Below are 19,659 nucleotides of genomic sequence, written 5' to 3' on the forward strand. Positions count from 1 at the left end.
CGCTCCCCGCATGAACATGATCCAGGCGATCAACTCCGCCATGGACGTGATGATGGCGCGCGACGACCAGGTCGTCGTGATGGGCGAGGATGTCGGCTATTTCGGCGGCGTGTTCCGCGCGACCGCCGGGCTCCAGGCCAAATACGGCAAGACCCGCGCGTTCGACACGCCGATCACCGAGATCGGCATCATCGGCGTGGCGATCGGCATGGGCGCCTATGGCCTCAGGCCCGTGCCCGAGATCCAGTTCGCCGATTACATCTACCCCGCGCTCGACCAGCTCGTCTCCGAGGCGGCGCGGCTGCGCTATCGCTCGAACGGCGATTTCACCGCGCCGATCACGGTGCGCTCGCCCTATGGCGGCGGCATCTTCGGCGGGCAGACGCACAGCCAGTCGCCCGAAGGCATCTTCACGCACGTTTCCGGCATCAAGACGGTGATCCCGTCGACGCCCTATGACGCCAAGGGCCTGCTGATCGCCGCGATCGAGGACAACGACCCCGTCCTCTTCCTCGAGCCCAAGCGCATCTATAACGGCCCGTTCGACGGCCATTATGATCGCCCGGCCAGGAACTGGACCGCGCATCCGGCGAGCGAAGTGCCCGAGGGGCATTACCGCGTCGAACTCGGCAAGGCGGCGACGGTGCGCCCGGGCGAGGCCGTGACGATCCTCTGCTACGGCACGATGGTGCACGTGGTCGCCGCGACGATCGAGGAACTGGGCGTCGACGCCGAGATCATCGACCTGCGCACGCTGGTGCCGCTCGACATCGAGGCGATCGAAGCCTCGGTCAGGAAGACCGGGCGCTGCATGATCGTCCACGAGGCGACGCGCACTTCCGGCTTCGGCGCCGAGCTTTCGGCGCTGGTGCAGGAGCGCTGCTTCTACCATCTCGAAGCGCCGATCGCCCGCGTCACCGGCTTCGACACGCCCTATCCCCACAGCCTCGAATGGGCCTATTTCCCGGGTCCCGTGCGGATCCGCGAGGCGCTCAACAAACTCCTCAAGGACTGACGCCCATGGCTCGTTTTACCTTTCGTCTGCCGGACATCGGCGAAGGCATTGCCGAGGCCGAGATCGTCGCCTGGCACGTGAAGATCGGCGACCGGGTCGAAGAGGACCAGCAGGTCGCCGACATGATGACCGACAAGGCCACGGTGGAGATGGAATCGCCCGTCTCCGGCGTGGTGGTCGAACTCGCCGGCGAGGTGGGCGACCAGGTGCCGATCGGCTCGGCGCTGATGGTGATCGAAGTCGAGGGTGAGGCTGCGGCTGAGGCAGAGACGCCGGTCGAGGAGCAGGTCGAGGCCGAGAATCCCGGCGTCGAGGAAGCGACGGAAGAAAAGCCCCTCCCCTTCAGGGGAGGGGTTGGGGTGGGGGACTCTCCACCAGCACCGTCGCCCGTGGAAGCCATGCCCCACACCCCGCCCCTCTCCCCTGAAGGGGAGAGGGAGAAGGCGCACGTCCTCGCCTCCCCGGCCGTGCGCGCCCGCGCGGCGGACCTCGGCATCGACCTCGCGCAGGTGAAGCCCGCCGAGGGCGACCGCCTCCGCCACGCCGATCTCGACGCGTTCCTGCGCTATGGCAGCGGCCAGGGCTATCACGCGCCCCATGCCAGCCGCGCCCGCGAGGATCAGCCGGTGAAGGTGATCGGCATGCGCCGCCGCATCGCCGAGAACATGGCCGCGTCGAAGCGCGCCATCCCGCATTTCACCTATGTCGACGAGATCGACGTCACCGCGCTGGAAGCGATGCGCGCCGATCTCAACGCCAATCGCGGCCAGCGCCCCAAGCTGACCCTGCTGCCGTTGCTGATCGTGGCGCTGTGCCGCACGCTGCCCGACTTCCCGATGCTCAACGCCCGCTATGACGACGAGGCCGGCGTGGTCACACGCCATGGCCGCCTCCATCTCGGCATGGCGACGCAGACCGATGCGGGGCTGATGGTGCCGGTGATCCGCGATGCGCAGGACAAGAATGTCTGGCAGCTGGCGAGCGAGATCACCCGCCTCGCCGACGCCGCGCGCACCGGCAAGGCCAAGTCGGAAGAGCTGAGCGGCTCGACGCTGACCGTCACCTCGCTGGGGCCGCTGGGCGGCATCGCGACGACGCCGGTGATCAACCGGCCCGAAGTGGCGATCATCGGCCCGAACAAGATCGTCGAACGTCCCGTCTTCCACGGGGACGACATCGTCCGCGCCAAGCTGATGAACCTGTCGATCAGCTGCGACCACCGCGTCGTCGACGGCTGGGATGCGGCGAGCTTCGTCCAGGCGGTGAAGAAGCTGCTGGAGACGCCGGTCCTGCTGTTCGCCGACTGAGCGTGGCGCACTTCCTGCTCCGCTACACCCTGGCGCCCGACTATCTGGAGCGCCGGGGTGCCTTGCGGGAGGCGCATCTCGCGCTTGCCTGGGCGGCGGCGGATGCGGGCACGTTGATCCTTGGCGGCGCAGTCGGCGACCCGCCGGAAAGCGCGCTGCTGCTGTTCACCGATTCGGCTGCGGCGCGCGCCTTTGCCGAGCAGGATCCCTATGTGACCGAAGGCATCGTTACCCATTGGGACGTGGTGCCCTGGGCCACGGTGGCCGGGGTGGACGCGGCGACGCCGATCCGCCCCTGACCGCGCTTACTGCGCGAAGAAGATCGACTGGCTGAGCGCGTCGCGCACCGATTCGCGGCCCGCCAGCATCCGGTCGCGCGCGCCGCGATCGAGCTGCTCCGCCTCGGCGGCCAGCCGCTGGCGTTGATCCTGGATCTGTCGATACGCCGTATCGTCTGCGGCGACTTGGAAGCCGAACAGGCCGTTCGCGTTGAACCAGCTCCGCTTGGCGAGCAGCTGGCAGAGCTGGTGCGTCGCATCGAGCATCGCCAGCCGGTTGGTGAGGCGCGGATCGGCGCCGTCGGTGCCGGCCATGGTGGCGATGCCGCGCTTCGCGACGTCGGGCAGCCGCGCGTCGGCGATCGCCTGGCGCAGCTTGGCGCGCGCCTCGGCCTGGGCGGCGCCGTCCGTTTCGGTCGTGGCACGCAGCGTCGAGAACGCCCGGCAATCGGTGATCGCGTGCGGATCCTGGGTCAGCAGATAGGGGCTGTTGAGCGCGCCGGCGCCGAGCCGCTTGAGCGCCGCGCCATAGCCTTGCTGCGCGGCCGCCTCCGCAGCGGCAACGGCAGCGAACTGGCGGGAGATTGGACCGCGGCTGGTGGCATCACCCGGGAAGCGCAACGTGCCGTCGGCAGCAGGCTCGACATCGGCGAAGCTGCTCGCATCCGTGCGGGCGCGGCTCTGGAACTGGCCGTTGGCGACGAGACCGGCGCCGGCGCCGGTCGCCACCAGCAGCAGCGCCGCACCGCCGCGCGAGGCCATGCTCGTCCCGCGCAGCGCCGTCAGCAGCACCGCGATCCACAGCAAGAGGCCGACGCCAGCGCCGGCGCCGATCAGCAGCGGCAGCGGCTGCGGCGGCAACAGCAGGGGCGCGGCGATGGCGGCAACCACCAGCAGGGCGATGGCCGCGAGCGTGGCGAGCAGTGGCGTGGAAACAGGCGCGGCATGTGCCACGTCCAAATCGTGATCGGTCATGGTTCCCCCCAAGAGAATGGCCCGAGCCTATCACCCGGCATGTCCTGCGCAATCCCTCGAACCTCGCGGTGTGGATCTGGAGGCGTCGCGGCTTGCGCTGCAGCGCAGCAGCGCGCATCGATCGATGCATGACCCAGCCCCAGGGCGCCGATCGCGCCGGCCTTCTTCTCGGCATCGCCGCCTACAGCCTGTGGGGCGTGCTGCCCCTCTACCTGCACCTGCTGCAACCGGTGCCGGCGCTGCAGGTGCTGTCGCACCGCGTGCTCTGGTCGCTCCTGCTGCTCGCGGTGATCGTGGTGGCGCTGCGCCGGGTGCGGAGCATCGCCGCCGCCGCACGCGGGCGGACGCTGCTGTTCCTGCTCGGCAGCGCGGCGCTGATCGCGATCAACTGGCTGGTCTATATCTGGGCAGTCCAGCACGCGCATGTCCTCGATGCGAGCCTCGGTTATTTCATCAACCCGCTGGTCAATGTCGCGCTCGGCGTGATGGTGCTCGGTGAGCGGCTGCGGCGCTGGCAGGGCATTGCGATCGGGCTGGCCGCGATGGGCGTTCTGCTGCTGACGTTGCATGGCGGCGGGGCGCTGTGGATCCCGCTGGCGCTGGCGCTCAGCTTCGGCGGCTATGGCCTGCTCCGCAAGGTCGCGGCGATCGACGCGCTGGGGGGGCTGACCGTGGAGACGCTCCTGCTCGGGCCACCGGCCTTGGCGGTGCTGCTCTGGGCGAACCACACTGGCACCGCCGCGTTCGGCGGCTCGACACGGATCGATCTGCTGCTGATCGCGGCCGGCGTCGTCACCGCGACCCCGTTGCTGCTGTTCGCCGCCGCCGCCAAGCGGCTGCCCTATGCGACCATGGGGCTGCTCCAGTATATCGCGCCGACGCTGCAATTCCTGGAAGCGGTTCTGCTGTTCGGCGAGGCCGTACAGCCGGTGCACTTCGCCACCTTTGCGCTGATCTGGTCGGGCTGTGCGCTCTACGCCTGGGACAGCCTGCGGGCCTATCGCGCGGCGGTGCGGGGGTAACGCCCCTCCCGCAAGCGGGAGGGGCGCAACGGACTCAGCCCTCGCGGCGGCCGAGCAGGCGCAGGCGCAGCGCGTTGAGCTTGATGAAGCCGGCGGCGTCGCGCTGGTCGTACGCGCCCTGGTCGTCCTCGAAGGTCACGACCTTCTCGCTGTACAGCGAATAGGGCGACTTGCGGCCGGTGACGATCACGCTGCCCTTGTACAGCTTCAGCCGCACGGTGCCGGTGACCTTCTCCTGGCTGTAGTCCACCGCAGCCTGCAGCATCTCGCGCTCGGGCGAGAACCAGAAGCCGTTGTAGATCAGCTCGGCATAGCGCGGGGCCAGCTCGTCCTTCAGATGCGCCGCGCCGCGATCGAGCGTGATCTGCTCGATGCCGCGATGCGCGAGGTGATAGATGGTGCCGCCCGGCGTCTCGTACATGCCGCGCGACTTCATGCCGACGAAGCGGTTCTCGACCAGATCGAGCCGGCCGATGCCGTGCTTGCGGCCGAGCTCGTTGAGCGCGGTCAGCAGCGTCGCGGGCGACATCGCCTGGCCGTTCAGCGCCACGCCGTCGCCGCGCTCGAAATCGATCGTGATCGTCTCGGGCAGGTCGGGCGCGTCTTCGGGGTTCACCGTGCGCGAATAGACATAGTCGGGCACTTCCTCCCACGGATCCTCGAGCACCTTGCCCTCGGACGAGGTGTGGAGAAGGTTCGCGTCGGTCGAGAAGGGCGACTCGCCGCGCTTGTCCTTGGTCACCGGGATCTGGTGCGATTCGGCGAACTCGATCAGCTTGGTGCGGCTGGTCAGGTCCCATTCGCGCCACGGCGCGATCACCTTGATGTCCGGGTTGAGCGCGTAATAGCCGAGCTCGAAGCGGACCTGGTCGTTGCCCTTGCCGGTAGCGCCGTGGCTCACCGCGTCGGCGCCGACCAGCTTGGCGATCTCGATCTGGCGCTTGGCGATCAGCGGGCGCGCAATGGAGGTGCCGAGCAGATAAAGGCCTTCATACAAGGCATTTGCGCGCATCATCGGGAAGACATAGTCCTTCACGAATTCCTCGCGCACGTCCTCGATGAAGATGTGCTCGGGCTTCACACCGGCCATCTCGGCCTTCTTGCGCGCGGGCTCCAGCTCCTCGCCCTGGCCGAGATCGGCGGTGAAGGTGACGACCTCGCACTGGTAGGTCTGCTGCAGCCATTTCAGGATCACGCTCGTGTCCAGGCCGCCCGAATAGGCGAGGACGACGCGATTGATCTTATCCGACATGGGGCAGGGACTCCGAAATGGGGGAACGCGCGCCCTGTACGGCGCACGCGCCCGGGGTGCAACTGTGGCGGGGTCCCGCAGGACAGGGCGGCCGCCGCGCAGATGCCATCGACGGTACATTAGATACCAAAACGGACCGATTCACGTGTTGCAGCGCACCAATACACATCCATGCAATTGATTAATAAAGCAAGTTTCCGTTTGACAACAAGCATACATATTATGTTGTATACGATATCCGTATAACATTCGAACGCGGATATTGCCCGGGGGTCGGGCCAACAAGGGGTACCATCATGAACAACGCTCGCCTGCGGCTCTGCCGCGGCCTTCTTCGTGCGTCCGTCGCCGGTGCGACGCTGGTGATCCTTCCACTCGTGCCGACGCTGGCCCATGCACAAGGCTATTCGACCGTCCGCGCCAGCGGCCGGGTGGTCGATCCCGAAGGCAAGCCGATCGTCGGCGCGACGGTATCGGCCAAATCAGAGGACCAGGGCTTCACCCGTACCGCAACCACCGACAAGGAAGGCAATTTCAGCCTGCCGGAGATGCAGACGGGCTCATACAGCTTCAGCATTACCGCGGCAGGCTATCCGGGGTACGAGGAAGCGGGCGTCCGCATCTCGGCGAACAACACGGGCAACATCTTCGCGCTCGCGCCCGAAGGCAGCAGCGAAATCGTGGTGAAGGGCTCGCGCGTCGCCACCGCCGATTTCGACCGCACCACCACCGGCCTGGTCCTCGATCTCGCCGAAGTCAGCCAGCGCCTGCCGCTGGCGCGCAGCCTGCAGGCCGCGATCCAGCTTGCGCCGGGCGCAAGCGCGGGCTCGAGCGCCTTTTCGGGCCAGACCTCGTTCAACGGCGGCGCCGTTTCGGAGAACGCGTTCTTCGTCAACGGGCTGAACATCACCGATTTCCGCAAGGGGCTTTCGCCGGTCGAAGTCCCCTACGACTTCTACAAGACGGTCGAGACCAAGACGGGGGGCTATGCGGCCGAGTTCGGCCGCTCGACCGGCGGCTTCGTCAATGCCACCACCAAGTCCGGCAGCAACGAATTCCACGGCATGCTGCTGTACAACTGGAATCCCAACGCGCTGCGCTCGAAGACCCGCGACACCATCTACACCGACAATGTCAACGGCTCGGCGGATTCCAAGTCGCTGACCGCCACGCTCTCCGGCCCGATATGGAAGGACCATCTGTTCTTCTTCGGCCTCTATCAGGCGCGCGACAACAACAGCGTCGGCGCGGGCACCGAATATGACCTGAACACCAAGACCAAGCAGGGCACCTCCCGCTCCTTCTACCACACCGCCTCGCCCTTCTACGGCGGCAAGATCGATGGCTACATCAACGATCAGAACCACCTCGAATTCACCTATTTCAGCACCAAGGGTGATTCGACCACACAGACCTATGGCAGCACCTCGACGGTCCGCTTCGATCGCGACAGGCAGATCGACGGGCCGTTCGCCGGGGCCACGTACGGCAAGTCGGGCGGCAGCAACTATGTCGCGCGCTACACCAGCATCCTGACCAAGTGGCTGACCTTCTCCGCCGCCTATGGCCGCGGCGAGAACAACAGCAGCGCCCGCAGCGTCAACGCCGATTCCAAGATCGTCCCCTCGGTGTTCGACGCGCGTATCGATCCGGGCAAGGCGCTCACCGTCGCCGGCGGTGGTGTCGGCATCAACAACGATGTGCGCAAATTCTATCGCGCCGACGTCGACATCAATCTGAGCCTGTTCGGCAAGCACCACATCAAGTTCGGCTATGACCGCGAGGATCTTTCCTCGGATAACCGCGCGCTCGGTGCCGGCCTCGGCTATAGCTACAACATCTACCGCGCCAAGCAGGGCGACCAGTTCGGCCTGCCGATCGGCACCGATTATGTGCGGCAGACCTTCTATTCGAACATCGGCAGCTTCACCTCGCAGAACGAGGCCTTCTACATCCAGGATGCCTGGGCGTTGTTCAACGAACGGCTGAACCTCAGCCTCGGCGTGCGCGGCGACCGGTTCACCAACAACAATTCGGCGGGCGCGCGCTTCTACGAATCGGGCACGCAGTTCGGGCCGCGGCTGGGCTTCACGCTCGATCCGTTCGGCGCGCGAACCGACAAGGTCTATGGCAGCTTCTCGCGCATGTACCTGCCGGTCGCATCGAACACCAACATCCGCCTTACCGGCGGCGAGACCTTCTACACCCGCACCAACCTGCTCGCCGGCATCGGCGCCGACGGCATCCCCACGCTGGGGGCGCCGGTTTCCTATGCGGGCGCGGCGGCCTGCCCGGACGACAAGGTGGTCAATTGCGACGTCACCGGATCGGGCCAGCCCGTCGCGGTGGGCGCCGCGGTGTCGCAGACGCTGAAGCCGCAATCCGAGGACGAGTTCATCCTCGGCTATGAAAAGCGGATCGGGCGCTGGCGGTTCAACGTCTACGGCATGTATACCAAGCTCAACGAAGTGCTGGAAGACGCCGCGATCGACCGTGCGGTCAACAACTATTGCGTGAAGAACAACATCAGCGGCTGCGACAAGACCTGGACGGGCTTCACCCAATATGTCCTGATCAACCCGGGCCGCCCAATCACCGTCCAACTCGCCGCGCCGATCAACGGCGAGTCGAAGGTGCGGACCGTGACCTTCTCGGCGCAGGACCTCGGCTACCCCGAGGCGAAGCGCACCTACAAGGCGATCGCCTTCGAGGTCGGCCATGACTTCGACGGCCGCTTCGAGCTCAACGGCTCCTATGTCCTGTCCTGGACCAAGGGCAATTACGAGGGCGGGGTGAAGACCGACAACGGCCAGAGCGACACCGGCCTGACGACGGACTTCGACCAGCCGGGCCTGACCAACGGCACCTATGGCTATTCGCCGAACGATCGCCGCCACGTGTTCAAGCTGTGGGGTTCCTATGCGCCGACCGAACACCTGACGATCGGCTTCAGCACCTCGGCGACGTCACCGCGCCACTATGGCTGTATCGGCCAGGTGCCGGCCTCGGTCGATCCCTATGCCCGCGCCTATGGTGCTGCCGGGCTCTATTGCCGCGTGCTGTCGAACGGCCAGATCGCAACCGACCCGACCACGCCGGCCGCCGATGCGCCGGTGAAGCTGATCCCGCGCGGATCGGTGTTCACCAGCGACTGGGTGTTCGGCAACGATCTGTCGATCGGCTGGGAGACCGCAATCGGCAAGTCGAAGGTCGGCCTGAACCTCACCGTGTTCAACGTGTTCAACCTGCACGCCAAGACCGACTTCAACGAATATGGGACCGACGGCAACGGCGTCGCCAGCCCCTATTACCGGCAGGTGACCGGCTATCAGACGGCGCGGTCGGGCCGTCTCCAGGCCCGCTTCTCCTTCTGAGCCGCGCCGCCGGCAGCCGGGATCACCGGCTGCCGGCGGTCAGCTTCGCCTCGGCCTCGTGCATATAGTCTCGCGTGATCGGCAGCGCGGTGCGCGAGCGCGAGAATTGCAGCTGATAGTTGACCAGCCCGCCGTTCATGAAGCTCACGTACGAGCCCGCGAGATAATAGGTCCACATCCGGTAGAAGCGCTCGTCGTAGAGTTCGACGATTGCATCGTGCGCGGCGACGGTGCGGTCGTACCAGGCCTTGAGCGTATGGCCGTAGTGCATGCGCAGCACCTCCACGTCGGTGAGGAAATAGCGCAACCCCTCATAGCCTTGCGCGATTTCCGACAGCGCGGGGATATAACCGCCGGGGAAGATGTACTTCAGCGTGAACGCATCGGTATAGCCCGGCCCGCCCGCACGCCCGATCGTGTGGAGCAGCATCACGCCCTCCGGCGTCATCAACGCGCGGCACTTGGCAAAGAAAGTGCGGTATTGCGGCGTGCCGACATGCTCGAACATGCCGACCGAGACGATGCGATCGAACTGCCCCTCCAGCGCGCGATAGTCGATCAGCTCGAACTTCACCTTGTCCGCCACGCCTGCCGCCTCGGCGCGTTCGCGGGCGATCTTCAGCTGCTCTTCGGACAGCGTGATGCCCAGCACCTCGGCGCCGGTCTTGGCGTGGATGTAGAGCGCCATGCCACCCCAGCCGCAGCCGATGTCGAGCACGCGCATGCCGGGCTCGATCGCCAGCTTGGCGACGATATGCGCCTTCTTGTCGGCCTGGGCCTGCTCCAGGCTGTTGCCCGGATCGGTGTAATAGGCGCAGCTATATTGCCGATCGGCGTCGAGGAAGAGATCGTAGAGGCGCGCCGACAGATCGTAATGGTGCGCGACGTTCTGCTTCGACTTTCGCGCCATGTTCTTGCGGCCGAGCCAGTGGGCGACCTTGCCGGCGGCGAGGCTCAGCTTGGAGGGGTTGAGCACCGCATTGCTCTTCTCCCAGGCGTTGTTCGCGGTCACCAGGTTGAGCAGGTCGAGGATGTCACCGCGCTCGAGGTTCAGGCTGCCGTCCATATAGGTCTCGGCGGCGCCCAGCGCGGGATCGCGGACGATACGGCCCTCGGCGCCCTTCGACAGGCGCATCGTGACGGGCTTGAGATCGGGATCGGGGCTGCCGAAGGTACGGGAACTGCCGTCGGGTCGGATCAGGGTGAGCTCGCCGCGCTTCACGGCACGGTCGAGGAAGCGATCAATCAGGGCCATGGCGCTCCACTATGCGACGATTGTTTCGGGCGTACCCCTATTGCGTTTCGGCGTGCTGCAAAACAACCTGCCTTGGGATAGGTTTCCGCCGATCAGATTCCGGCATACCATTGATAGCCGCTCGAATCCTCCCAGGTGCCGCCCCTGCCCTTGCCGATCCCGGCGAGCGAGGCAACCGCCTCGATGCCGACCAGATATTTCGCCTGCTTGTAGCCGAGCTGCCGCTCGACCCGCAGCCGCAGCGGCGCGCCGTGGCCGACATCGAGCAGCCGGTCGTTGAGCGCCCAGGCGAGGATCGTCTGCGGATGGAAGGCATCGATCAGGTCGACCGATTCATAATAGCCGCCATCGCCGTAGCGATCGGCGCAGTGGAACACGATGTAGCGCGCGTTCGAGCTGATTCCGGCTGCGTGCAGGATCGTGCCGAGCTGCGGCCCCTGCCATTTGCCGATCGCGCTCCAGCCCTCGACACAGTCGTGCCGGGTGATCTGCGCGCGCTGCGGCAGGCGCTGAAGCTGGTCGAGCGTGAGCTGCATCGGCCGCGCGACCATGCCGCCCACCTTCAGCCGCCAGTCGGCGAAGCGGGTGCCGGCCCAGATGTTGTATTCGGGGGTGTTCGGATGGTGGGTGCCGTTCACCCGGAAGATCGGGCTGCGCTGCTCGGGGCGGAACTCGGTGGCGAGCGATCCGCGGCCGATCGCGCGCTGGAGGAAGCGGTGCGCCTCCTCGGCGCTCGCCAGCACGGGGCTGTCGGTGAAGCGGTCGCAGCCGGTGAGAAGGCCGGCCGCGGCGCCGACGAGCAGGTTGCGGCGGGTCAGGATCATGGCTGTTTCTCCGCAGGCACGCGCCACCAGCCGGTGATCATCGAGCGCAGCTCGTTGATCGGCCCGGCGAGCAGCACCAGCGTCAGGTGGACGAGCAGGAAGGCGAGGATCGCCCCCATCGCGAGGAAATGGACCGAGCGCGCCGATTGCCGGCCGCCGAAGATCGCGGTCAGCCAGGGCCATGCCGCGTCCATGCCCGGCGAGAGTGCCAGACCGGAGAAGATCACCGCCGGCAGCAGCAGGAACAGCGTGCCGACATAAGCCAGCTTCTGGAAGATGTTGTAGGCGCGAGGATCCTTGGGATCGTGGAAGCGCAGCGCGAGATGATCGCGGAAATCCTTCCAGAGGTGGCGGGGGCCAAGCTCACGCGCGCGGATGCGCAGGTCGCGGAGGATATGGCCGTTCGCCAGGCTCCACAGCAGATAGACCAGCAGCCCGAACGCCAGCACCAGCGCGAAAAAGAAATGCCAGTGCCGCGCCCCTGCCAGGCTGTAATAAGACGGGATCGTCACCCAGCCGGGGAAGCGCGGCAGCTCCAGCCAGGCATGGTCGAAATTGGCGCCATATTGCCCCCAGTAGAGCCGGGGGTGCGCGTTGAAGATCATCAGCCCGCTGCCGACGAGGAGCAGCAGCGCAAGGGCGTTGAGCCAGTGCCACAGCCGGGTGATCAGCCGGTGGCGGTAGATCAGGCGGGGCCTGTCCGGTGGACCTTCGGGCATCTGCACTTCCTTCGCTGGACGGGGCGAGTGTAGGAGATTCGGATGGCAGGCGGAATCGGTTTCACCGCCGCCGCGAAAATCCCGGAGCCGCAATGCCCACCGACTTCCACTTCTACGAACCCGCATCGGGGCACGGCCTCGCGCATGATCCGCTCAACGCGATCGTCGCTCCCCGCCCGATCGGGTGGGTGAGCACCGTTTCCGCTTCCGGCGTACGCAATCTCGCGCCCTACAGCTTCTTCAACCTGTTCAACTATCGCCCGCCGATCCTCGGCTTCGCCTCCACGGGTTGGAAGGACAGCGTCGCCAACATCGCCGAGACGAAGCAATTCGTCTGGAACCTCGCCACCCGGCCGCTGGCGGAAGTGATGAACGCCAGCGCCGCGATGGTCGATCCGGAGGTGGACGAGTTCACCCTTGCCGGCATCGACACGCTGCCGTCGCGCACCGTGCGGCCGGGCCGCGTGGCGGCGAGCCCGGCGCAGTTCGAATGCCGGCTGACCCAGCTGATCCGGCTGGAGACCAAGGAAGGGGCGGAAATCGACACCTGGCTGGTGCTGGGCGAGGTGACCGGCGTGCATATCGACCGGGCGATGCTGGAGGACGGCATCTACCAGACTGCCCGCGCCCGCCCGATCCTGCGCGGCGGCGGGCCGGCCGATTATTTCGAAATCGGAGAGGACGCGCTGTTCAGGATGTTCCGTCCGCGCTGAGCCCGGGCTCTGGGAGGATCGGCGGCGTCGAATCCGGATAGGTCAGCCACGTCTTCCACAGCCACTGCGTGCGGGTGCGGGTGAGGTCGATACGGCAATTCAGCAGAATTGCGCCGCGGGCGGTGCCGCCCTGCCGGTGCGCGAACACCGCATCGCACTCGGCCTTGCGAAAGGCGAGCCAGCGCGCCTGCGCCTCGTCGAACGCCTTGGCCACCGCCGCTCCGTCCGCCGTCGCCCGCTTGCGCGCGGCACCGAGATAACGGGTCATCTCCACCTCCGCCGCATTGCTGGCGCGGGCGAGGCACGTGTCCCGCTCGACGGCGCCCTTCGCGTCGGCACAGGGATCGGCGAGGACCAGGGCGAGCAGGCGCAGCGGCATGGCTGCACCTTACCGAAGAAGCGCCCCTCGACTCAACCGAGCGCTGCGAACTTCTCGGCAGCCTCGCGATCGAGCTGGGCGCGGCTCTTCTTCTCCGACGCGGTCTTCAGCTGGCCGCAGGCAGCATCGATGTCGCGCCCGCGCGGGGTGCGCACCGGCGCCGAGATGCCGCCCTCGAACACGATGTTCGAGAAGGACCGGATCCGCTCCGGCGTCGAGCATTCATAGGGGGCGCCGGGCCAGGGGTTGAACGGGATCAGGTTCACCTTGGCGGGCAGCTTGTACTTGCGCAGCAGGCGGACGAGCTCATGCGCATCGGCGTCGCTGTCGTTCTTGTCCTTCAGCATCACATATTCGAAGGTGATGCGGCGGGCATTGTTGGCGCCGGGATAATCGGCACAGGCCTGCAGCAGCTCCTCGATGCCGTATTTCTTGTTGAGCGGCACGATCTCGTCGCGCACGTCCTTGGTGACGGCGTGGAGCGACACCGCCAGGTTGACGCCGATCTCCTCGCCCGCGCGCGCCATGATCGGCACCACGCCCGAGGTCGACAGCGTGATGCGGCGCTTGGACAGCGCGAGCCCGTCGCCGTCCATCACGATCTGGAGGCCGGCCTTCACTTCGTCGAAATTGTACAGCGGCTCGCCCATGCCCATCATCACGATGTTGGTGAGCAGGCGGCCTTCGGGCTGGCTGGGCCATTCGCCGAGCGAATCGCGCGCGAGCATCACCTGACCGACGATCTCGCCCGCGGTGAGGTTGCGCACCAGCCGCATCGTGCCGGTGTGGCAGAAGCGGCAGTTGAGCGTGCAGCCCACCTGGCTGGAGACGCACAGCGTGCCCCGATCGGCGTCGGGGATGAACACCATCTCGTAGTCCTGGCCGTCGGGCGAGCGGAGCAGCCACTTGCGCGTGCCGTCGTTCGAGACCTGCGCCTCGACCACCTCGGGGCGGCCGATCACGAAGCGCGCGGTCAGCCACGGGTGCTGCGCCTTGGCGATGTCGGTCATCGCCGAGAAGTCGGTAGCGCCGCGATTGTAGATCCAGTGCCACAGCTGCTTGGCGCGCAACTTGGCCTGCTTGGGCTCGAGCCCGGCGGCTTCGAGCGCGCCGCGGATACCGTCGCGGGAAAGACCGATCAGGTCGGTACGGCCGTCCTCGCGCGCGGCGAGCGCACGCGGCACGGGCACGGGATCGATGTGCCCGGGGATGGGCATGGGCGCGGCCGACACTGTCTGCATCCGGCGCATATAGGCGAAAATGCCCGGCTTTTCCAGCGGTGTGATTCCGGCCGCGATCGTCCCTGCACGGGTCATGCCGTCCCGCCGAGGCAACAACCCATCGTGAATCGGGTGCCTGCCGGAAAACCCATTCCCCACTTCGACGTTACAGGGGCGCAAAAGAGTTTCATTGTTGTGAGGAACTGATGATGAAAATGATGTTCTCGAGCCTAGCCATTGCCGGCACGCTGATGGCTTCGACGGCCTTCGCCCAGACCACCACGCCCGCCCAGACGACCCCGGCGGACGCTGCTCCGGCGCAGACCACGCCGGCGACGCCGGACCAGGGCACCACGGGGGCAGGAACCGCGGCAGCCTCTACCTTCACCGATACCGAAGTGCAGCAGTACGCCAAGGCGGCGCTCGCGGTGAACAAGATCAACGCCGACACCAGCATCCCGGCCGCCGAGAAGAACCCCAAGTTCGTCGCCGCGATCACCGCGTCGGGCCTGCAGCCGCAGCGTTTCAACGAGATCAGCCAGGCGATGGCGTCGGATACCGCGCTGAACCAGCGCATCCAGGCCGCCGCCGCCCAGGCGCAGACCAGCGGCCAGTCGGCCCAGGCGACCGCGCCGGCCAGCCCGACCGGCGGAAACTAAGCGCATAGCTCCCTCGATAGGCGGCGGTCCCCAGCGGGCCGCCGCCTTCTTTGTGCGCGCGACTGTCATGGTTCCGGAACGAAAGCCCGCCAAAGGCACCGCCTTGGGTTCGCTTCGCAAAGGAATGACGGAATGCGCAAAGGCTATATGATCGCCGCGGCGGCGCTGCTGATGGCGATGGCTCCGGGCGGCACCACGCCCGATGCGGACAAAAGCCTCGATTCGCTCCGGCTCGACCAGGTCCGCGTGCTCGGCTCGCACAACAGCTATCGCCCCTATCCGCTGCCCCAGGTCGAAGCGCGCATCCGCACGCTGCTGCCCAGCGCCTGGGAAGGCCTCGCCTATGGCCACCCGCCGCTGGAGAGCCAGCTGGCGCTCGGCCTGCGCCAGCTCGAAATCGACGTCGCGCCCGATCCGCAGGGTGGCGCCTATGCCGCGCCCTATGCGGACGGTCCCGCGGAGATCCGGGCGGAGATGGCCGCCCCCGGCGCCAAGACGATCCACATCCCCGGCATCGACTGGCAGACGCATTGCCGCACCTTTCGCGGCTGCATGGCGCTGTTCCGCCGCTGGTCGGATGCGCATCCGGGCCATTTGCCGGTGATGATCCTGGTCAATGCCAGCGACGTGCGGCCGATTCCGAACGTGCGCACCACCGATATCGGTTTCGACGCTGCCACGCTCGACGCGCTGGATGCCGACATCGCCGCGACGATCGGCCGCGAACGCGTGATCGCGCCCGACGATGTGCGGGGAACGCTTCCCACGCTGCGCGACGCCGTCCTCGCGCATCGCTGGCCGACGGTCGGCGCGTCGCGCGGGAAATTCCTGTTCGTGCTCGACACCTCGGACGCGAACGAGGAACGCTACCGCACCGGCCATGCCAGCCTGAAGGGCCGGATGATGTTCGGCTGGTATCCCGAGGAAGCGCCCGAAGCGGCGTTCTTCAACACCCAGAGCCCGACCGCGGACACCGCGACGATCACCCGCCGCGTGCAGGCCGGCTTCATGGTCCGCACCCGCGCCGATGCCGAGACGATCGAGGCGCGCAACCATGATCGCCGCCGGCTCGACGCCGCGATCGCCTCGGGCGCGCAGCTGATCAGCACCGATTTCTACGAAGGCGCCCCCGATCCGCGCGGGCTGGGCTGGGCGGTGTCGCTGGGGAAGAGCAGCGTGATCTGCAACAGCGTGACGGCGCGCTGCCCGGCGCGCTGAGGGGATAACGCCATCCCCCTCACCCTTCCCACCGCCTGCGGCGGCGGGCCCCTTCCCTCTCCCACAAGGGGAGAGGGAGGTTGGAAGCACTGCTCTCTCTCCCCTTGTGGGAGAGGGAGGGAGCGCCGAAGGCGCGGAAGGGTGAGGGGAACTTTGGGGGCTACCCCTCCCCGCCCCGCACCCGCACGTCGCGACGCGGGGCGGGCACAGTGATGCCGTGCTCGCAGAACAGCTTCCACAGTCGGTTGAGCACGTCGCTGCGGACATTGCCGACGCCGCTTTCCGGATCGCTGATCCACACCAGGATCTCGTGCGCCGCGCCGTTCTCGCCCAGCGCGGCCAGCCACACATTGGGCGGCGGCGTATCGAGCACGCGCGGGCTTTCGGTCGCCGCGCGCAGCATCAGGTCCTGCGCCAGCTCGAGGTCGCAGCCATAGGCGACCGTCACCGTGATCCGCACGCGCACGTTGCGATCGGTGTACGACCAGTTCTCGACTTCCTGGGTCATCAGATTCTCGTTCGGAATCAGATGCTCCTTGCCGTCACGGGTAATCACCGAGACGGCACGCACGCCGATCTTGTTCACCCAGCCGAAACTGTCCCCCACCACGATCACGTCGCCCGGCTTGATCGAGCGATCCATCAGCAGGATGATCCCGGCGATCAGGTTGCCGACGGTCTTCTGCATGCCGAAGCCGATGGCGAGGCCGAACGCGCCGGAAAACACCGCGAAGGTCGTCAGATCGATGCCGAGCAGGTCGATGCCGACGAAGAAGGCGGCGGTGACGATGGCGATGCTCGCCAGCTTCTGGCCGAGCAGCTGCTGGGTGGGATCGAGCCCCTTGGCCCGCCCGATCCACTGGGCGAGCAGCCGGTTGGCGATCCGCACCAGCGCATAGATGATCGTGACGGTGACGAGGAAGGTGAGCAGCGACAGCAGCGACAGCCGCCGCGTGCCGATGTCGAAGCCCACGCGCGCCAGCAGCGCCTCGATCACGCCGAGCCCGCCCATCGTCTTGCTGAGCAGCGAGGTGAAGGCGATCGCCCCCATCGCCCAGGTGGCGAGCCGCGGCAGGCCCAGCCCGCGCAGCACCTCCACCACCGCCAGCGCCATTACCAGCCCGAGCGCGACGCCGAGCAGCAGCGTCGCCGGCGGATGCCAGCCCCAGCCGCTCGCCACCGGCGACAGCAGCAGCGCGGTGGTGAGGTAGCGGGTGATCCGGCACAGCCGCGGCTGGATGCCGTTGACGTGCTCGCCGGCGATGCGCTGCCACAGCGCGGCGATCTGCGCGCCCATGCGCCGCCCGACCAGCACGCCGATCGCCAGCGCGCACGCGGCCAGCCCCAGCGCCACCGCCAGCTCGCCCAATTCGGCCGGCGACGGGACTCGCATCCCCATGCCGGCCACCCGGTCGAGCAGGTCGCGGATCATCCGCGCGCGGCGGCGAAGCGGGCGAGACCGGCGTCGAGATCGGCGATCAGATCGTCGGCATCCTCGAGGCCGATATAGAGCCGGATCATCGGCCCCTCGGCCTCCCAGCGCGACGCGGTGCGGATGCGCTGCGGATCGGCCGGGATGGCGAGGCTTTCATAGCCGCCCCAGCTGAAGCCGATGCCGAAATGGCGGAGCCCGTCGATCAGTGCGGTACGCGCCACCTCGTCGCCGCCGTTGAGCACGAAGGAGAACAGGCCCGCGCTGCCCCGGAAATCCCGCACGAACACGTCGTGGCCCGGGCAGTCGGGCAGCGCCGGGTGCAGCACGCGCGCCACTTCCGCCCGGGTCTTGAGCCACTGCGCGATCTTGAGCCCGCTCGCGCCCGACTGGCGGAGGCGCACCTCCATTGTCCGCAGCCCGCGCGACGCGAGATAGGCGTCGTCGGGGCTGGCGCACAGGCCGAGCTGGTAGGTGGTCGCGCGCAGCTTCTCATAGTGGCCGGGTGCGGCGGTGACCGATCCCATCATCACGTCCGAATGGCCGACGACATATTTCGAGCAGGACAGGATCGTATAGTCGATGCCCTTCTCGATCGCCGGGAACAGCAGCGGCCCGGCCCAGGTATTGTCGAGCAGCGTCACGATTCCGTGCGCCTTGGCAACGGCGACGATCGCGGGCACGTCCTGCACCTCGAACGTCAGGCTGCCGGGGCTCTCCATCAGGATCGCCCTGGTCCGCTCGGTGCACAGCGCCGCGATGCCGGCGCCGATCAGCGGGTCGTAATAGGTGGCGGTGATCCCCAGCCGCTTGAGCATGCCGTTGCCGAACGCACGCGTCGGCTCGTAGCTGCTGTCGGGCAGCAGCACCTCGTCGCCGGGCGACAGCACCGCGAGCAGCGCGGTGGTGATCGCCGCCACGCCCGAGGGGTAGAGCAGCGTCGCCTGGGCGCCCGGCTCCAGTTCGGTCAGCGCATCGGCGAGCGACCACTGGGTCGGCGTGCCGCGGCGGCCGTAATAGAGCTTGTGGTGGGTATCCGCGCTGCCGCGTTCGCGCATTTCGGCAATGTCGTCGTACAGGATCGTCGAGGCGCGCCATACCGGCGGGTTGACGATGCCTTGCGTCCATTCGGGCCGGCGGCCGGCCTGGACGACCTTGGTGGCGTCCTTGTCGTCACCGCCGCTCATGCGCCGACGACCTTCGCCGTGTCGGGCTGCGCGCCCCATTCGGTCCAGCTGCCGTCGTACAGCGCGACTTCGTGCCCCAGCAGATGCGCGGCGAAGACGATGATTGCCGCGGTGATGCCCGATCCGCAGGTGGCGACCAGCGGCTTGCCGAGATCGACGCCCGCCGCCGCGAACAGCGCGCAGAGCGCCTCGGGCTGCAACCAATGTCCGTCCGGCTGGAAGAAGCGGCCCGAGGGGATGTTCTTCGATCCCGGCATATGGCCGGCGGCGCATTCGGGACGCGCATCGGGTTCCGCCCCGCTGAAGCGCGCGGCAGAGCGGGCGTCGACGATCTGCTCGCTCGTGGTGCGCATGTCGTCCAGCGTGCGCAGCTTGGCGGCGGGCTCGCCGGCAGTGAATGCCGTCGTCGCCGCGAGGTGCGGCCCGGTCTGCACCGGCCGCCCCTCGGCGCGCCAATGGCCCATGTTGCCGTCGAGGATCGCGGCTTTCACCCCGAACATCCGCAGCACCCACCAGGCGCGGCAGGCGGTATGGTGCGGGCTGTTGTCGTAGAGGACGATGCGGGTGGTGCCGGTCACCCCCAGCTGCGCCATCCGTTCCTCGAACACGGCCCGCGTCGGCAGCATCGAGGGAAGCGGGTTATCGGTGTCGACCAGCGTGTCGAGATCGAGCAGCCGCGCGCCCGGGATGTGCCCGGCCTCGAATTCCGCGCGCGGGTCCTGCTTCGCGGCGCCGGGAATGGTGGAGGTGTAGGTCGCGTCGAGGACCAGCAGGTCCTCCGCGCCGAGCATGCCGGCAAGGTCGCCGGTGGAGAGCAATCCGTCCATAGG

General features: G+C 67.4%; 18 protein-coding genes. 8 read left to right on the forward strand and 10 right to left on the reverse strand.

The features are described 5' to 3' along the window. Positions 1-10 precede the first annotated feature (10 nt). From SPI01S_RS17255 to SPI01S_RS17265, 3 genes are read left to right on the forward strand one after another with little or no spacing between them, the layout of a single operon-like run. Positions 11-1,015, forward strand: coding sequence for an alpha-ketoacid dehydrogenase subunit beta (locus SPI01S_RS17255; RefSeq protein WP_066725463.1), 1,005 nt, complete (start codon positions 11-13; stop codon positions 1,013-1,015). Between the two features lie 5 nt (positions 1,016-1,020). Further along, positions 1,021-2,322: a dihydrolipoamide acetyltransferase family protein gene (locus tag SPI01S_RS17260; protein WP_066725465.1), complete on the forward strand. Its 1,302-nt coding sequence runs from the start codon at positions 1,021-1,023 to the stop codon at positions 2,320-2,322. A gap of 2 nt (positions 2,323-2,324) precedes the next feature. Next, positions 2,325-2,621, forward strand: coding sequence for a YciI-like protein (locus SPI01S_RS17265; RefSeq protein ID WP_066725467.1), 297 nt, complete (start codon positions 2,325-2,327; stop codon positions 2,619-2,621). Between the two features lie 6 nt (positions 2,622-2,627). On the opposite strand, the gene SPI01S_RS17270 is transcribed toward SPI01S_RS17265, so the two are convergent. Further along, complete coding sequence (locus tag SPI01S_RS17270) at positions 2,628-3,575, reverse strand: hypothetical protein (RefSeq protein WP_066725469.1); 948 nt, start codon at positions 3,573-3,575, stop codon at positions 2,628-2,630. A 128-nt stretch (positions 3,576-3,703) separates the two neighbouring features. Between SPI01S_RS17270 and rarD the strand changes: the two genes are divergently transcribed. Next, positions 3,704-4,597, forward strand: a complete 894-nt coding sequence (gene rarD / locus SPI01S_RS17275; protein ID WP_066725472.1) for an EamA family transporter RarD — start codon at positions 3,704-3,706, stop codon at positions 4,595-4,597. Positions 4,598-4,631: 34 nt separating this feature from the next. Here rarD and SPI01S_RS17280 read toward each other — a convergent pair whose 3' ends face one another. Continuing rightward, positions 4,632-5,849 (reverse strand): argininosuccinate synthase, encoded by a 1,218-nt coding sequence (locus tag SPI01S_RS17280; RefSeq protein WP_066725475.1) that lies wholly within the window; start codon positions 5,847-5,849, stop codon positions 4,632-4,634. 296 nt (positions 5,850-6,145) lie between these two features. Between SPI01S_RS17280 and SPI01S_RS17285 the strand changes: the two genes are divergently transcribed. Beyond that, positions 6,146-9,223, forward strand: coding sequence for a TonB-dependent receptor (locus SPI01S_RS17285; protein ID WP_066725478.1), 3,078 nt, complete (start codon positions 6,146-6,148; stop codon positions 9,221-9,223). Positions 9,224-9,245: 22 nt separating this feature from the next. Here SPI01S_RS17285 and SPI01S_RS17290 read toward each other — a convergent pair whose 3' ends face one another. From SPI01S_RS17290 to SPI01S_RS17300, 3 genes are all read right to left on the reverse strand, one after another. Next, positions 9,246-10,478: an SAM-dependent methyltransferase gene (locus SPI01S_RS17290; RefSeq protein ID WP_066725481.1), complete on the reverse strand. Its 1,233-nt coding sequence runs from the start codon at positions 10,476-10,478 to the stop codon at positions 9,246-9,248. A gap of 92 nt (positions 10,479-10,570) precedes the next feature. Beyond that, positions 10,571-11,302: a molybdopterin-dependent oxidoreductase gene (locus SPI01S_RS17295; RefSeq protein ID WP_066725484.1), complete on the reverse strand. Its 732-nt coding sequence runs from the start codon at positions 11,300-11,302 to the stop codon at positions 10,571-10,573. Beyond that, complete coding sequence (locus SPI01S_RS17300) at positions 11,299-12,021, reverse strand: cytochrome b/b6 domain-containing protein (protein WP_066725545.1); 723 nt, start codon at positions 12,019-12,021, stop codon at positions 11,299-11,301. The genes SPI01S_RS17295 and SPI01S_RS17300 overlap by 4 nt, the downstream gene beginning before the upstream one ends. A gap of 92 nt (positions 12,022-12,113) precedes the next feature. On the opposite strand from SPI01S_RS17300, the gene SPI01S_RS17305 reads away from it, so the two are divergent. After that, positions 12,114-12,734 carry a flavin reductase family protein gene (locus SPI01S_RS17305; RefSeq protein WP_066725487.1) on the forward strand — a complete coding sequence of 207 codons (621 nt, stop codon included), beginning with the start codon at positions 12,114-12,116 and terminating at the stop codon, positions 12,732-12,734. Here SPI01S_RS17305 and SPI01S_RS17310 read toward each other — a convergent pair. Further along, a complete protein-coding gene (locus SPI01S_RS17310) occupies positions 12,712-13,113 on the reverse strand; it encodes a lysozyme inhibitor LprI family protein (RefSeq protein WP_066725495.1) in 402 nt (133 codons plus the stop codon). The genes SPI01S_RS17305 and SPI01S_RS17310 overlap by 23 nt on opposite strands. 32 nt (positions 13,114-13,145) lie before the next feature. Then, positions 13,146-14,330: a dual-specificity RNA methyltransferase RlmN gene (gene rlmN, locus SPI01S_RS17315; protein ID WP_373278322.1), complete on the reverse strand. Its 1,185-nt coding sequence runs from the start codon at positions 14,328-14,330 to the stop codon at positions 13,146-13,148. 212 nt (positions 14,331-14,542) lie between these two features. Here rlmN and SPI01S_RS17320 point away from each other — a divergent pair, with 212 nt between their 5' ends. Together SPI01S_RS17320 and SPI01S_RS17325 are read left to right on the forward strand one after the other, a co-directional pair. After that, positions 14,543-14,992, forward strand: coding sequence for a DUF4168 domain-containing protein (locus SPI01S_RS17320; protein WP_157084761.1), 450 nt, complete (start codon positions 14,543-14,545; stop codon positions 14,990-14,992). A 132-nt stretch (positions 14,993-15,124) separates the two neighbouring features. Further along, complete coding sequence (locus SPI01S_RS17325; protein WP_084253541.1) at positions 15,125-16,210, forward strand: Ca2+-dependent phosphoinositide-specific phospholipase C; 1,086 nt, start codon at positions 15,125-15,127, stop codon at positions 16,208-16,210. Positions 16,211-16,370: 160 nt separating this feature from the next. Here the strand turns inward: SPI01S_RS17325 and SPI01S_RS17330 are convergent, their stop codons facing one another. Genes SPI01S_RS17330 through SPI01S_RS17340 form a run of 3 tightly spaced genes read right to left on the reverse strand, consistent with a single transcriptional unit; the run spans position 16,371 to position 19,656 of the window. Next, on the reverse strand, positions 16,371-17,642 hold the full coding sequence (locus SPI01S_RS17330; protein WP_066725499.1) for a mechanosensitive ion channel family protein: 1,272 nt from the start codon (positions 17,640-17,642) through the stop codon (positions 16,371-16,373). Then, positions 17,639-18,829, reverse strand: coding sequence for a cystathionine beta-lyase (gene metC / locus SPI01S_RS17335; protein WP_066725501.1), 1,191 nt, complete (start codon positions 18,827-18,829; stop codon positions 17,639-17,641). Before metC ends, SPI01S_RS17330 begins: the two co-directional genes overlap by 4 nt. Further along, on the reverse strand, positions 18,826-19,656 hold the full coding sequence (locus SPI01S_RS17340) for a sulfurtransferase (RefSeq protein WP_066725509.1): 831 nt from the start codon (positions 19,654-19,656) through the stop codon (positions 18,826-18,828). The genes metC and SPI01S_RS17340 overlap by 4 nt, the downstream gene beginning before the upstream one ends. Positions 19,657-19,659: the final 3 nt, after the last annotated feature.

This window comes from Sphingomonas pituitosa NBRC 102491 (assembly GCF_001598435.1).
Classification (GTDB): domain Bacteria; phylum Pseudomonadota; class Alphaproteobacteria; order Sphingomonadales; family Sphingomonadaceae; genus Sphingomonas; species Sphingomonas pituitosa.